Here is a 14,707-nt window from a genome sequence, read left to right as displayed (position 1 = left end):
GAACTGAACTATTCTTTCGATACTTCACTTAAGCAATATATAACTCAGTTTTGTCCGTGCGACGTGAAGTCGCATGAATCGCTGTTCACCGCGATAAGAGTGAACCGTTTGTATATCGAAAGGAGCAAAGCTTCCCGGTGTTCGTGGGTATAACGCTAGGAATTGACGGCGACATCTGGAACACCGATGCACGTCGAATGGCGGCAGTCAGTTTACTGAACAGGAAAGGCTATCGAGCCAAACTGCGCAGAAGAATCTATACCCCAAAGGAAAAAGCAAACTCAGACCATTGGGTATCCCGTGTATGCTTAACCAAGCACAACAAGCGTTACATCTTCTAGCACTAGAACCAATATCTGAGACACTTGCCGGCCTGTAATGGTACGGTCAAATTCAACATTAATTTAAAGGCTGAATAGGATGAAATTAGCTCTGTTTTTAGCGCCACTATTGGCGTTTGGAGTATCAATTGATGTACAGGCTGGATGGTCAGGATCACAGGTTCTCAATGATGTGGATCGAGTACAGGTCATTGGTGAAAATATTTATGTGAATCTAAACATGAAAAGAGATTTTTCCTTTTTAGTCAATGTGCCCTTGAGTAGTGGTAATCCTGAGGAATTCAATCCGAAAAATATAGATATTTCTAAGTTTGGATCTTGTCCATTTAATGCAATTGATATGTCAGAATATGATAATGCGGTACAGGCTAATGACGGTAATATTAGTCAATACGCTAAAGATAAAGCACGGGAAAATCATGTTCTGAAGCTAGTGAAAGAGCGTAATCATCAATCTCATATGTGCCGCATGGAACGAGAAGCTCGCGCAAAAAATGCTCACGATAATATCACTCTAAATTCAATCGCATTGCAAGAAAATGAATTAGATCAGACAAACACGGAAACGTATAGAGTAGTGACTACCGGAAGTGATAAAGCAATCATAACTGGACGGATTGATAACTGCTTATCCGATTGCATTTACACCAACACAAAAACGACGGTAATGTTTGAGTTAGATGGAAATGCGTACATAGTGTCATTAACGCAGCGTGAACCTGACAAAAAGTTTTTTAAGATTACCAAAAAATATTTAGATACAAATACTGTTTTTGGCTCGAACACAAAAGTGGTACCTATGAGTCTCAATTAAATAGTAAACCAATCTATATCCAATGCTTAGTGCTATAAACCACACACTTTACCAAGAGGACTAAATATGACGGACAGTTACATTATTAAGGCTACATCCAGTCCTAACGATGAAGCCAGCGCAATTGTTCACGTGTCAAAAGCTATTGAACGTTTAGATTGGCGAGAAAACAAAACTGCAATAGTAAAAATAGATGGCCATAAATTAAGGGAGTTTTATTTAGAGTTTTTAGCTATGGAAGAGAAGCTAGATAAGATAAAAAATGTGTTCTCGGATAGTGAATAAAAGACATTGCTCTCATCGTTTCTGAATGAGCTTTCTATATACTAGATGTGATGGATGAAGTGTTAATGATTGACTCAACGAAACTCACAATTGCACAAAGAAGTTTTAACTAGGCTAACTGAAGTTAGCCTAGTACTCTATTGAACGGTGTTATTTTCAAGCACTTTCGTTATCGCCTCATCCAGCTCTTTCTGAACATTCTTAGACAACCGGCCAAACTCATACGAAAAATTACGACCCTTAACACGTTTACGAGCAAACATACCTTTACTATCGAACTGGGCTAGGGGAGTCACTTCTGCTTTATCCACATCACTTTTAGCTTCTGCAATTTTAAGCTCTGTTTTGATGATAGACAGGACGTTATCTTTGTACTCATCGCTGCTTTGTTCAGGCTGAACATTGACAATTTCTTTACTCACTTTTTTAATAAAACCGATGAAATTTTTCTTATCGCCTTCATATGCTTTCATCACTTTACCGAGCAAGGCATAGTCGGTATGTGATAGTTCATTTACGACAGGAAATAGGGCGATGATACGCTCATCAATGCTCGCAGCTTTAAGCGCTTTACTTACTGCGGGGCGACTAATACCAACCATCTTCGCCACATCTTCTTGGGTGTAGTCTCCACTATCCAACAGTGTTTTGCACTGCAAACCGATCTCGCGTTGGTTGTGCTCTTTTGCCGTTTGCAGTTGCTTGGCAAGGGCTTTGGCGTCCGTAACGGAAATCTCATTTTGAGTGACAAGCATTTTAAAGGTTTTAATACGGCCTTCTTGAAGCAAGAACCATGCTCGGCGGCGAGAACCATCAAGTACATCGATTTTACCTCCAATCTCTCGGCCTACGGCAGGGTAGAACTGTTGGAACTCTAACGAGTTTAAATCCTCTAGAGACTCTTTGGTTAACAAAGACTGGTCGCGCCCGTTAACATCAAAAGTAACCACAGTGTTTTGCTTTACCTGTTCGTATGACAAGGTCACTTCGTTAAAAGTCGCAGTTGTACCAGATGCAAGCTGCCACACCATTTTTTGACCTACCGATTTTAGGCCGAACTTTTGCTGTAGATACTCGGCGGCATTCTGGCCACTTTTCTCTAATTCTGTGTTGATTTGTGCTGCTAGAGTATCTAAGTTTGCTTTGGCCGCTGATTGCTGTGCTTGCGCTGAACCTGGAGCATTACCTAAAGGGCTACCGCCACGTTTCTTCGCCATTACTTGTTCTCCTGTTCACGCCAAACGTTCAGAATATCGCGCAAGATCTGGCTTGTAACTTCATAGCCATTTTGTTGTGCGCTTTGGAAAGTTGCTTTGCTTTTCGGGTATTCACTTTTCGACATATCAAACACCGTAGAGAGTAGGGAAGATGACTGACGGACAGCTTCACTGTGCTTAAACTCTTTTGAGTACAAGTAAGGGGAAAAGTGGTCGTACAGGTTATTCATTAACTCTGTAGTGGTTGAGCTATCACGATGGTTAGTTAGTAATATTTTCATGAAGTCATAGCCTTCATGGTTAGCGTTTTCTAACAATGCCCACACTTGTGGGATATAGCTGAAGTAAGAACAAGTCGCATCAATGTCGTTTTCGGTAATAGACAATGGGAACACTACATTCGTTGCTGCAAAGTACGCGTTAAAGGTCGCATAGCCCAAAGAGGGTGGGGTGTCGATAATAATTATATCGAACTCGTCTTTAACGTTATCTATGATTTCTTTTAGCAAAGAGTATGGAGACGCTAAAGTTTGACTGAACACTTGCTCATGAAACCAACCTTCCATCGCTCGGTCACTTTGTGCTGCAGGTAAAATGCGTAGGTTAGGAATGGTAGTTTCAAGAAAGGCCTCAGAGATGACTTGCTTAAAAGTTTCGCCTTCATCAAGGTCGAATGTTTGCATCATCAGATCACCAACGGACAAATTGCCTTCTTGATCCGCTTCAGGTGCATAGTACATCGACAGCGTGGCTTGGCCATCCATGTCGATTAAGCCAACACGATACTCTTGATGAAACTCGGTTGCCAAACCTGAAGCTATAGTCGCAGCAGAAACGGTTTTACCAACACCGCCTTTTTGATTCTGGATAACCATCACTTGCGTTTTTTGCTGCTCACTGCGTATGAACTTAGCGTCTTTACGTAGGTTCTCTGGCAGCAATTCACGTACTTTATATATCTCTGCAATATCAATCGACCATTGCGAGTCTTCATGGCGACGTGGGTCGATATCGGCTGCAGTGACGTAACGATCAAGCGTCTTTGCATCGATACCAAGGTAGGTTGATGCTTCTGCTCGGGTAAAGTTACGAAGTTCTTTACGGTGATTGGCTAATAAACGTTGGTTACGGCGCTGAATGTACGCATCAGCACCGGTTTTAAGTGCTTGAAATGTCGTAGTAGTATGTAGGTTATCCATTTCTGCCTCCATGTAGGAATGAGAAATAGTATATACCTCGATTTTTGATGTTGGTAGTGAAAATTAGAGGAGTTTGTTTTGTTGGGTGGATTTTTTTGAGCTTTATTTCATTGTACGTTTAGTCAATGCATGTTCTCAATTTACTCACTATGGCGCTGAAAAAGATCTTGAAGCCTTAAAGAAATACCCTGATTTAGCAGCACAAAAAGGTTGGTGTGGCTCGGGTTGTTTTAGAGAAGGGAGCGGAGAAGTCACTTCGTGAAAAGTAACATAACTCGAGGGCAATCACATCCTTTTATCGTTTCACTTTTCGATTTGCAATTAGTTGAGTAGTGTCTGTTATATAAAGATTGATGCAAGCTATTGATCTGGAATAATATCCCAACAATTAGAATGAAATTCTGTAAATTTCATATTCCCCATCAGTATAGAGAACAACAATGAATGAGTTTACTCAAGCTAGGCATGAACTGGTTGGTTATCTAAAATCGCAACTTATTGGTCCGGTCAATGGAGAGAACGAGGAGTTAAATGATGCCCCTCAAAAGCGCTATTTGATGGGGACTTTATTCCCTGTAGCAGCCTGTGTTGATGATTCTAATGATAGCGCTGGTGCTGATTCTAATTCAGAAGCTCTAGCAAATGATTTTAAACCTTCGTCAATGGCCATTTCCTTTGCTGTTCAGTCCAACTCAACGTTATGCTTACATATTAATGCTGGCCGCTATACCAAAAAGGCCTTCTCAGAGTGGCAGCGCTATCCGTTATTTCATGAAGAACCGATAAAAGAACTCATAACCCAAAAGAAAGTCATCTTAGACGGAAAGGCTCGTTTAGATATTAAAGTACGCCCTTTAAGCTCGGGAAAAGTCGTGACAATAGCACTCTCAAATAATGCGAGTTCTGGTGATCGTTTAGACCCTGAAAAGTGCTTATTCCAATGCGGAATTAAGGTCACTGTACTTGAAGGTAATATTCAAGAGTACCCAAGTAGTGATCGCTTTAAGTTAGATGATGAACAACAAGAGTTGAATCTCACGTATCGAAAACGAATACCTTGGGCCGTAGGTCATGGTGTTGCTGTTGATTGGTCATTTGATGACAGAGGAATACCAAACTGCTTATTTACGGAGACAATACCATCCCACGAGGTTAAAGACTTTAGTACTGATATCGATTCAGAAAGGTATCCGGATCTTGACAGCAGTATTCTTAGTATCACAAAGATTGCAGCCCCCTCTTCTGCGACAAATGAAGAACTACTTGATGGTTATGACAAACTCATTGATACGTATCGTTCTTGGATAACTGAACTTGAGAATGAAGTCTTAGATGAGCGATTCTCAAGCGCTAAAAGTCGCATCATTGAAAGACTAAAAAATGCCGCAACTAGAATGAGTGGTGGTGTTAATAGTCTAAGGCAATCCAAAGTAGCTATGGAGTCATTTAGAGTTGCCAATAAGGCGATGTTAATGCAAATGATACACAGTGGGAAAAAGTATGCGGGTGAAGCAAAAACTAAAGGTACTCCATATGAGGCACCAGAGTACTTTTCGAACGAAGTAATCGAAAACTTTAAATGGCGTCCATTCCAATTGGCGTTTCAGCTATTAGTCCTTGAATCTCTTATTCCAAATAAAAGCACTGGCGACTTTCCTGCATCGCATGAGGAAGTTGACCTATTATGGTTTCCAACTGGTGGTGGTAAAACAGAGGCTTACTTAGCAGTAGCTGCGTGGGAATTGATCTACCGTCGCCTAACCTTAGGTAAAAAAGGTGGAGGGACCGCTGTGATCAAGCGTTATACTCTGCGATTGTTGACTTCGCAACAGTTCCAAAGAGCGGGAAGCTTAATTTGTGCTTTGGAAAAACTTAGAAAGTCTGATGAACGCTTGGGTCATGAATCGTTTTCTCTTGGATTATGGGCTGGAAAAGATAGTACCCCTAATAACTTTAAAGATGCTCATGATAAAGTGATGATTATGCGCGATGATCCTGAGCCAGAAAATAGTTTTCAACTTCAAGTTTGCCCTTGGTGCGGTACTGAGATTGTTCCTAAATATTACTCTTCTGATTGTGATTCATATGGAATTCGTTCTAACCCGGACAATAAATTTGAGTTCTTTTGTCCAAGCCATGAGTGTGATTTTCACCGTCATTTGCCAATCCAAGTTGTAGATGATGCGTTATACATGAAGCCCCCTAGTTTACTAATTGGTACTGTCGATAAATTTGCGCGATTGACCTGGCAAGAGAGAGCTGCTGCATTCTTCGGTGATAAAAAAGTACAACCGCCATCATTAATTATTCAAGATGAGCTGCATCTTATATCAGGTCCCCTTGGTACTATTGCTGGTATCTATGAGGCTGGCTTTGACACCATAATGGAGGTGTTGGGGCATAGACCTAAAGTGATAGCTGCAACTGCAACGATTCGAGCGGCACAGCTACAAAGTATTCGATTATTTGGCAGACAAGTAAACATTTTCCCTCCTTCAGGTACAGATCAGGCTGATTCGTTTTTTTCAAAAGAAGAAGAACATAAACCGGGGCGACTTTATCTTGGTGTTATGCCATCAGGACATACAGGGCAGACATCGCTTGTACAAACAAGTGCGGCAGCTCTGTTAGCACCTTATGAATTAGGGTTTAAAGACACGCTGTTAGATAGTTATTGGACGCTTCCTATTTATCACAATAGCCGAAGAGAGCTTGGTAAAACGATGACTTTAGGTCGTGATGATATTCCTGAACGTATTAAGGTTATTTCGAAAGACCAGTACGACACTAGAACTGTGTCTAATGTTGAAGAACTAAGTGCAGGAGTCAAAGGCTCAAAGATTCCTGAGGTTCTAGCAAGGTTAGAAAAAGAAACGCCTGAGGCGATCGATATTCTTCCTTGTACGAACATGATTTCGGTTGGTGTTGATGTTGAACGGCTGGGTATGATGTTAATTGCAGGGCAGCCAAAATCAACAGCAGAGTACATTCAAGCATCAAGTCGTGTCGGTCGTAACAAGAAGCGGCCTCCGGGCATTGTTATCACGCTATATTCACCGACTAAACCTCGTGATCGTTCACACTACGAAACCTTCAAGAGCTATCATCAAGCCCTTTATCGTTATGTTGAACCAACAAGTGTGACTCCGTGGGTCAAACCAGCTCTTGAGCGTGCATTACATGCATCACTTATTGCTGCAGTGAGAGTCACTGGTTATTTAAGAAAAAATGAGAGTGCGAAACATCTCGATGTACACCACCCTGATTTTGTACAGATCTATAAAAAATTCCAGGCGCGTATTCAACGGGCGATGCAAGGAATGTCGAAAGCTGAGCAGTTAGAAACACTCGACTTTCTAGAATCTTTGGTCAGTCAATGGCTAGAAAGGTGTAATCGAACTTCAAAACAATTAACACATTATGATGGTGGTAAGCAGTTTGAACCACTTATTCAATCTTTTGAAAGTTCTCAACATGAAGAGGCATGGCGTACTTTGAATTCTATGCGCAATGTAGATACTGAAACACACCTATTTGTAAGAGGAGAGCGCTAATGGCTAGCTCTAATCGTTCATATCGTAGTTCCCAACTTATTACGCCATTTGGCCCAGGCTCTGTGATTGAAATTGGTGATGAATCTTTAGTCTTGGCAGATCCAATACATTGGCCTAAAAGGTTAGATGAAATCAAGTTAGACAGACTATCTAACGAGGCCGGTGTACGGGCATTGAAAAAACCACCAGTAATCAATAATAGATTTACTAAAAAAGATGATATTGGTCCACATAACGCTCTTATGACAGTACGTTTTCCTAAATGGATGTTTTGCCCTCGCTGTAAAAAAATGGAGTTGTGGAAAAATGAAACTGGAAAACTGAATGCTGAAGGTATTCCTGTTTGCGCAAACTCAGCGTGTAAGAAAAAGGAATTAGCACCGATGAGATTCGTCGCTGCCTGTCAACATGGACATTTACAAGATGTACCTTGGGTTTATTGGGCTCATAAATCAGGACAACATAAAACATGCGAACATCCTGATTTGTATTTTTTGTCTAATCCAGAATTAGGCAGTGGCCTTGATGCTCTATACATTGAATGTAAGAACCCAGAGTGCGGAGCTAAGAATTCTCTTAAAGAGATAATGAGTCAAAATGGGTTAGCGGGCGTAAAATGTAAAGATACTCAGCCATGGGAATATAAGCCTACCGATCAACAAAACTGTGAAGAACCATTGCATGTCTTGCAACGAGGTGCGAGTAACCTATATTACCCCATTGTGCGCTCGGCATTGGATATCCCACACTCATCCTCCAGTTCTGGTAACAAGCTATATGCACGAATTAAAGAAACTGATGAGTTTGATGACTTAATGAAAGCTCTGGATGAGGGGAAGGAGCGCAGAATAAATTTTTTTGCTGATGAAATAGCAGAAGAGTTAAATGTTTCCATCGAAGATGTTTTGTCTGCCGTGAATAGCAAAGAGCGAGAACAAAGAACATTTAGGATTCCCAAAGATGAAGATTTAAGAATCGCGGAGTGGGAAATCCTTTCCTCGCTAGATATTGAAAGCAAAGAAACGCTGAACTTTAAAGCAAAGCTCGCGAGCTTAGATTCGTCTTCAATATCTAGTTTTACAAAACTCATTAAACGTGTTGTTTTATTAGAAAAATTGCGTGAGGTACGTGCATTTTTTGGATTTGAAAGAGTATCTCCCAGCGACAATGTCGTAAGTCCTAAAACTGGCACTGAGAGCCGTTCTTGGTTACCAGCTACCGAGGTTTTTGGTGAAGGTATTTTCATAGAAATGAACTTAGCAGTTATAAATGCTTGGCAACAGAATTTACCGCTAAAATTGAGGCAACGACTCGACACATTGAACAACCATTACACAGAGTTGAATTCAACCTACTTGCCCAAACCAAGTGCTAAGTTTCTTATTTTACATACATTGGCACACCTGTTGATACGCCAATTAAGTTTTGAAAGTGGCTACTCTAGTGGTTCTTTAAGAGAACGAATCTACGCTGACGAAGAGCAAGCTGGGCTGCTTATTTATACTGCAGAGGGAGACTCGGAAGGCAGTTTAGGCGGCCTAGTTCAACAAGGTGATGTTAACCGACTTTTTCCTGCAATATTAGCGGCCTTAGAAACTGCTCACTGGTGTTCAAATGACCCTGTATGTGGTGAAAAACAGGAGATAGGTGTTATGGGGTTAAATCAAGCGGCTTGCCACTCTTGTTCAATAATTTCCGAAACTAGTTGTGAAAATAACAACCTATTATTAGATAGAACAATATTAATTGGGAACGATGAATATGAAGGTTTCTTTAGCCAAGCGATAGCTTCTGCACAAAAAGAAATCACGTCATGAGAATGCCTAATATTCGACAGATCAGCGAAGAACAGCAAGATATCTTCGAAGATGCACCTATAGATGGAAGTATCTTGGTTACTGGGCCTCCAGGGACCGGCAAAACAGTAATAGCTTTTTTGCGGGCGAACCTTTTATCGAAGAAAAGATACGAAGTAACGGTCTTGATGTTTAATCGTGTATTGAGGCGCTACACAGAAAATGTAGCAAGTGAAATTGAAGGAAAAGTTCAGTCAAAAACAATGCACTCATGGCTTCCTGAATGGTGGCGACAACAGAAAATTTTAGCAAGCTCCGATACTGAGACTTTAATTGTAGAGGGAGATAAGGTGTACCTCAACTGTCCGTACGAAGACAAAAATGTATTAAAAAAAATAGGTGGTCAATTCGAATGGAATAAAGTTAACCCATTTACCCATAAAAAGGGGATGTGGTTTGTCTCTAAAGAAAAATATGACCGAAATCCTGATGCTTATAGTACTTGGACTGGAACATCATTCGATCCTCCGAGACAAACTCAGTGGCAATTTGATTGGTTAGAAATGAGAAACCTATTCTTGGAGAAAGATACAGAACATTTGATTGACTGGGGTCACCTCATTATCGATGAAGCACAGGATTTTGAACCTGGGTTATTTTCATTCTTACACCTTAGTGCAAAACAATTAGAGCATGGTGGGTTAACAATTCTAGCCGATGAAAATCAACGTTTAGAAGAGTCGAGACACTCTAGTTTAGATGAGATTCGAACAGCTCTAAAATTGAAAAATAAACCTGATCGTGAATTTAGTTTAACTAAAAACTTTAGGAATACCAGTCAAATAGCAAAAGTGGCAAGTCATTTCTATGTTGGTTTGCCAACGGGAATTCCTAAACTACCAGATCGTCAAGGAAACATACCTAAATTGGTGAGCATGAGTAATACCGAACAGCAGATTCAGTATATATGCAGATCATTGAAAAATAGAGCGGCTCTCGAGGTGGGGATTATTGTTGATAATGATTCAGATAGATCACTTTTCACGAAAGAAATAGAACGACAACTTCCTAACTACACTGTGCAATCATACAGTAGCAAGAACCCTAGAAGTAGCGAAACCCTTTTGTTTGATAAACAGGGGGTCGTTACTGTATTGCATCGTAAAAGTTGTAAAGGTTTGGAGTTTGATTCCGTTTTTATTCCCCAATTACAATCATTTGCTGTTGACGATGCGGACCTCATAACGTTTAAAATGAACTTATATGTTATGTGCTCTCGAGCTCGTGAAGAACTTGTCTTTTTGTGTAACGGAAGTACTACTAATTGCAATCCTGCATTTTTTGAACACTTCCCAAGCAAAACATCAGGACTAATAGATTACAGAGAACAGAAATAATGGAAATGAACCCTAACTCACAGTGCTATGTCATGCTCCCAAAACGAAACCTAAGTCGTTATGTTCTCACTTATGAGTTGTTACCTCTTGAACTTTGCTTTGAAGTGAACGGAAAAAAAGTTTTTTCAGAAATTGAACTGCAATCAATGATCGCTCAAAATTTGATTGATGAGAAAGCTGTAATCCTAACATTGAAAGACAAGCTAACATCGCTTTATCAGCCATACTCCAATATTACGAAAATGGGTTTTACCAACCAAGACAGCTTAGATATGTTTATCGAACGAAGTTATGATAACTACGATTTAAGCTCTATGGAGTGCTATGTTCTTGAGAGTGATGAAGCTAATGTAGCTTTGTCGTTAGATATAACAGAACCTCCAACAGTCGAGAAACATTTGTTTTCGAAAAAGATGGCCTTTAACGACGCTATTATCGCTGCAACTCATAATACATTACTGTCTTCAAACTACTTCTCTAGTGGGTTAAAACAGTACCTAGGCAACGCGGAACGATTGCTTGAAGCAAACCTTAGTTACTATGTGAAGGACCAAGAGCAGCTAAAAATTGCCGCTACATTCTATAGAGTATGCTGTGATTTCAATATTGATAATGGTTGGCAGCTAAGCGAAGTGGTTGAGAAATTTAAGGCTTTAATTGTTGCTGAAAGTATAGCTTCTCAAGATGTCGAGCGTTGGGTAGAGACTGCAGAAAAGATCATAAATAATGATGACGTAAATCTTATTTATACAGATGAAATTAATGTGGTATTGAGAGCTATGATCTTGGTTTTGTTAAACCCAGAAAAACAAAACATTGATGCAATGAAAATAAATCTAGGTGACGGGCTGGGCGAAGATGTTTATGCACTCGCTAACTTATTCGCATCTGCTCGGACTGGATACAGTTACCTAAATGCTGAAGCTAGAAAGCAACTAAAAGAAAGAGCAGAGCTACAACTGTTGAACGCAAGTTTATATAATGAAATCACAATAGACGTAGAAACTACATTCGAGCCAGAAGAAGATAATATTGAAATTGAATGTAATGAGGAATTCTCGCTAACAGAAGTTCCTTGGCTTAATTGTGAAACGGAAAACCAGTTTAGTCTAAAGCATGTCAAACCTATGTCGGGCTTTGACTTAGCTCTTGAATACAAAGCAGGTGAATACTTTTGGTGGCGATTGATTGATGCCAACGGCGAAAAAGGCCTAGGAAAACTTAAGGGCCAGCTAGCTTTAAACCTACTTGCGATCCAAAAAGACTTACCTACCTCTGTTCGTGTAGAATTAATAGAATCTCATGGGTTACTTTTAACCTTGCCACTTAAATGGTTGACTGACTCTGAAGTTCATGTCTATTTTGAAAGTATATTGTCTCTTTTAATCAGTATTAAAGTAGCTCAAAAATCGAGTAGGATTATTTTATAACCTCAAGCATGGCTAAAGAGCTGACTTTAGCCATGCGCTTTAATATTTAGCTCTTTTCCTCAAAGGTTGGTTAAATACCGATGGTTCAGCTCTGATTTCTTTAGATACTCTGAATGATCCAATACGAAAACAGTGATCAGCGAAGCCTATTTCTTTATCACAACACCTTAAATCAACTCGAGATCGTCGTTTTTGCCTAACTTCCCTATAGGCCACTACACACTTTTGCTTGTGAAATTCTGAGGACGAAGGGGAGAAGTGGTGTAAACGAACTGTTGAAATCCGAACCAGAACAGAAAAGGGCATAAAGCACACTCAGACAGCAATTTGGCCGCGAAAATAACAATGCTTCATATCCAACATTATCGTTACTGGCTTAGATTATTCCATTAAAATTTATAGCGACAATCTATTTAGCACCCATATAACATATTGATTAACTTGTTATTTTATTTCATCGCAGTTTCACAGGAGTCATCATGTTCGAACAGCTCGCTGATATTTTTTCTTCTGCCGCCTTCAAGTATCTTTCTATAGTTGACGCTGATCCCGGGCGCTCAAACCAACATGAAATTGGAGGCTTAGTTGCTGCTGGTATAGGGCGACAACTTGGTACTCCCAATGACGGCAGTCAAATTAGTATTCCAGCGACAATGGTATACCTCGATGCAGATGATGAGCAGCCTTTAATCTGTGAAGATAAGGTGACTTGGTACGATGCTCGCTATCATAATGAAACTAGGGCCCCGGAGTGGCGACTTTATTACAAGTCTAACGATGTAAGCAATCGCTTCCAGCCTGGTGATTTTTTCATGATTGCTTTAACGATGGAGGGAAATCTACTAATGATATTTTGTTCTCCAGAAAGTGATTATGAACTCCAAATCCGGTCTCTATTTGGTGTAAGGGACACCGAAACGAATGAAAGAGGGCTGACTAGAGTGATAATGGACATGGCAGTAGCAGCACCTATCAGGCTCATGTTCGCCCGTTATGGAATTGAAGTTGGCAATGACGGGACCAATTACTTAGATAGAATCCTTGACCGATTTGGTCCTGTATTTCCAAAGACAAGAGAGTTTTCTAGTTTTGCGCGAAGCTTAGCTGAGGATATATGCCCAGCATCTAATCCAGACCAAGCACTGTTTAACTGGATGGAAGTTGAAGAGTCTGCTTTTCGGCAATTAGAGAAACATATAGTACAAGAAAAGCTTCGAGCCGGTTTTGGCGAAAAAGGCGATGACGTAGATGAGTTTGTCCGTTTCTCGCTAAGCGTGCAGAATCGAAGAAAATGCAGAAGTGGGCACGCTTTTGAAAATCATATTGAAGAAATTTTGATTGCTTCTGGACTTAACTTTGAAAGAGGAGCAAAAACAGAGGCTAGGCAAAAGCCAGATTTTTTGTTTCCAAACTCCGCAAGCTACGCAAACCTAGATTTCCCAGTCGAACAACTACGAATACTTGGTGCAAAAACGACCTGCAAAGATAGGTGGAGACAAGTACTTGCTGAAGCTGAGCGTATTGATCGCAAACACCTAATTACAATGGAACCTGCGATTAGTGAACACCAAACAAACCAAATGAGAGATAAAAATTTACAATTGGTTGTACCCGAAGGCCTCCATAAATACTACCTTCCAGGGCAGATTAAATGGTTGATGAGCTTCCGTGAATTCATTGATGAAGTGAAAGGACTGACAAAATAAGTAGGTTACGCTAACACTGTCATGGATATATTGCTCATAAATAACATACAAGCTTAAAAATGGTAATTTTGTGTGGTAGTCTGCACACAAAATTCCCAGTCAAGAACAAATAATGCGCTATAAAGAGATACTGAAGGGCGATAGAGATGATGAGCTTCGCTTTGAACATAACCGCCAAGAAACTAATAAGCTTCTTAAGTTGCTTATTGAGATCTACGACCAGAAAAACTTAGCCATTAAATTTCAGCAACTGGGCGGGCAATACGCCGAAGTATCCCGAGAAAAACTAAATCGCTGGAAAGTATCGCCAGAGTCTAGTGCTATCTGCTTCCATGAAAAGGCGCTGGATGATTTACGTAAAAAATTACTACCGCCGAAACCTTCCCACTGGGATAACCCTAGCTTTACTTTTATCGACCTCTTCGCTGGCATAGGTGGTCTTCGTAAAGGGTTCGAAGATCAAGGTGGAAAATGCGTATTTACCAACGAATGGGACACTGCAGCTCGACGTACTTATCTTGCCAACCATTATGTAGACGAGCACGAGCTTCCATACTTTTTAGATAATAATAAAGAGAACGTCGATAAGAATACTTCTTACATGGACATCACCCAGATTACAAAAAGCGGTGATGACAATGCAACAGAAGCAGATAAGCAAGCTAATATTTTAAAGCACATCCCAAAACATGATTTACTGCTTGCTGGCTTTCCTTGCCAACCATTTTCATTAGCCGGTGTTTCAAAGAAAAACTCATTAGGCCGTGCGCATGGTTTTGAATGTGATACCCAAGGAACGCTATTCTTTGACGTTGAGCAAATACTGATAACACGTCAACCTAAGTACTTTGTATTGGAAAATGTTAAAAATCTGAAAAGCCACGACAAGGGCAACACGTTCGCCACAATCATCCGATCTCTTGATCGAGCAGGCTATTGGATTGCTGATGTTTCTAACGTTGATAATG

Annotated in this window: 11 protein-coding genes and 1 pseudogene; 10 read left to right on the top strand and 2 right to left on the bottom strand. The window is 40.3% G+C overall.

Annotated features, from left to right (window positions below; translation table 11 throughout):
- Positions 1-152: 152 nt before the first annotated feature.
- The 3 genes and pseudogenes from MCT08_RS18550 to MCT08_RS18540 form a co-directional block, all read left to right on the top strand.
- A pseudogene (locus MCT08_RS18550) lies at positions 153-370 on the top strand (group II intron reverse transcriptase/maturase); the annotation flags it as partial.
- A 50-nt stretch (positions 371-420) separates the two neighbouring features.
- Positions 421-1,155 (top strand): hypothetical protein, encoded by a 735-nt coding sequence (locus MCT08_RS18545; protein ID WP_274679103.1) that lies wholly within the window; start codon positions 421-423, stop codon positions 1,153-1,155.
- Positions 1,156-1,221: 66 nt separating this feature from the next.
- On the top strand, positions 1,222-1,440 hold the full coding sequence (locus tag MCT08_RS18540) for a hypothetical protein (protein WP_274679102.1): 219 nt from the start codon (positions 1,222-1,224) through the stop codon (positions 1,438-1,440).
- Positions 1,441-1,577: 137 nt separating this feature from the next.
- Here the strand turns inward: MCT08_RS18540 and MCT08_RS18535 are convergent, their stop codons facing one another.
- Together MCT08_RS18535 and MCT08_RS18530 are read right to left on the bottom strand one after the other, a co-directional pair.
- The gene (locus MCT08_RS18535; RefSeq protein WP_274679101.1) at positions 1,578-2,657 is read right to left on the bottom strand and encodes a ParB family protein; all 1,080 of its coding nucleotides are present in this window, start codon (positions 2,655-2,657) and stop codon (positions 1,578-1,580) included.
- The gene (locus MCT08_RS18530; RefSeq protein WP_274679100.1) at positions 2,657-3,856 is read right to left on the bottom strand and encodes a ParA family protein; all 1,200 of its coding nucleotides are present in this window, start codon (positions 3,854-3,856) and stop codon (positions 2,657-2,659) included. The genes MCT08_RS18535 and MCT08_RS18530 overlap by 1 nt, the downstream gene beginning before the upstream one ends.
- Positions 3,857-3,941: 85 nt before the next feature.
- Between MCT08_RS18530 and MCT08_RS18525 the strand changes: the two genes are divergently transcribed.
- The 7 genes from MCT08_RS18525 to dcm all read left to right on the top strand — a co-directional run.
- On the top strand, positions 3,942-4,118 hold the full coding sequence (locus tag MCT08_RS18525) for a hypothetical protein (RefSeq protein WP_274679099.1): 177 nt from the start codon (positions 3,942-3,944) through the stop codon (positions 4,116-4,118).
- A 178-nt stretch (positions 4,119-4,296) separates the two neighbouring features.
- Positions 4,297-7,410 (top strand): helicase-related protein, encoded by a 3,114-nt coding sequence (locus MCT08_RS18520; protein WP_274679098.1) that lies wholly within the window; start codon positions 4,297-4,299, stop codon positions 7,408-7,410.
- Positions 7,410-9,227, top strand: coding sequence for a DUF1998 domain-containing protein (drmB, locus tag MCT08_RS18515; protein ID WP_274679097.1), 1,818 nt, complete (start codon positions 7,410-7,412; stop codon positions 9,225-9,227). The genes MCT08_RS18520 and drmB overlap by 1 nt, the downstream gene beginning before the upstream one ends.
- A 2-nt stretch (positions 9,228-9,229) precedes the next feature.
- Positions 9,230-10,603, top strand: coding sequence for an AAA family ATPase (locus MCT08_RS18510; protein WP_274679096.1), 1,374 nt, complete (start codon positions 9,230-9,232; stop codon positions 10,601-10,603).
- The gene (locus tag MCT08_RS18505; RefSeq protein ID WP_274679095.1) at positions 10,603-12,033 is read left to right on the top strand and encodes a hypothetical protein; all 1,431 of its coding nucleotides are present in this window, start codon (positions 10,603-10,605) and stop codon (positions 12,031-12,033) included. Before MCT08_RS18510 ends, MCT08_RS18505 begins: the two co-directional genes overlap by 1 nt.
- Before the next feature lie 479 nt (positions 12,034-12,512).
- The gene (locus tag MCT08_RS18500; protein ID WP_274679094.1) at positions 12,513-13,739 is read left to right on the top strand and encodes a type II restriction endonuclease; all 1,227 of its coding nucleotides are present in this window, start codon (positions 12,513-12,515) and stop codon (positions 13,737-13,739) included.
- 112 nt (positions 13,740-13,851) lie between these two features.
- Positions 13,852-14,707: DNA (cytosine-5-)-methyltransferase (dcm, locus tag MCT08_RS18495; RefSeq protein WP_274679093.1), on the top strand; the 856-nt coding region annotated here is incomplete at its 3' end.

It is taken from the genome of Vibrio aestuarianus, assembly GCF_028858425.1.
In the GTDB taxonomy this organism is placed as follows: Bacteria; Pseudomonadota; Gammaproteobacteria; order Enterobacterales; family Vibrionaceae; genus Vibrio; species Vibrio aestuarianus.
The sequence above is the reverse complement of the archived record's forward strand: the minus strand, read 5'-3'. Positions and strand labels throughout refer to the sequence as shown.

What these genes read in the sequence shown, in the direction of transcription:
- MCT08_RS18545 (WP_274679103.1), top strand. Translation starts at nt 421, where the DNA reads ATGAAATTAGCTCTGTTTTTAGCGCCACTATTGGCGTTTGGAGTATCA.
- MCT08_RS18540 (WP_274679102.1), top strand. Translation starts at nt 1,222, where the DNA reads ATGACGGACAGTTACATTATTAAGGCTACATCCAGTCCTAACGATGAA.
- MCT08_RS18535 (WP_274679101.1), bottom strand. Translation starts at nt 2,657, where the DNA reads ATGGCGAAGAAACGTGGCGGTAGCCCTTTAGGTAATGCTCCAGGTTCA.
- MCT08_RS18530 (WP_274679100.1), bottom strand. Translation starts at nt 3,856, where the DNA reads ATGGATAACCTACATACTACTACGACATTTCAAGCACTTAAAACCGGT.
- MCT08_RS18520 (WP_274679098.1), top strand. Translation starts at nt 4,297, where the DNA reads ATGAATGAGTTTACTCAAGCTAGGCATGAACTGGTTGGTTATCTAAAA.
- drmB (WP_274679097.1), top strand. Translation starts at nt 7,410, where the DNA reads ATGGCTAGCTCTAATCGTTCATATCGTAGTTCCCAACTTATTACGCCA.
- MCT08_RS18510 (WP_274679096.1), top strand. Translation starts at nt 9,230, where the DNA reads ATGCCTAATATTCGACAGATCAGCGAAGAACAGCAAGATATCTTCGAA.
- MCT08_RS18505 (WP_274679095.1), top strand. Translation starts at nt 10,603, where the DNA reads ATGGAAATGAACCCTAACTCACAGTGCTATGTCATGCTCCCAAAACGA.
- MCT08_RS18500 (WP_274679094.1), top strand. Translation starts at nt 12,513, where the DNA reads ATGTTCGAACAGCTCGCTGATATTTTTTCTTCTGCCGCCTTCAAGTAT.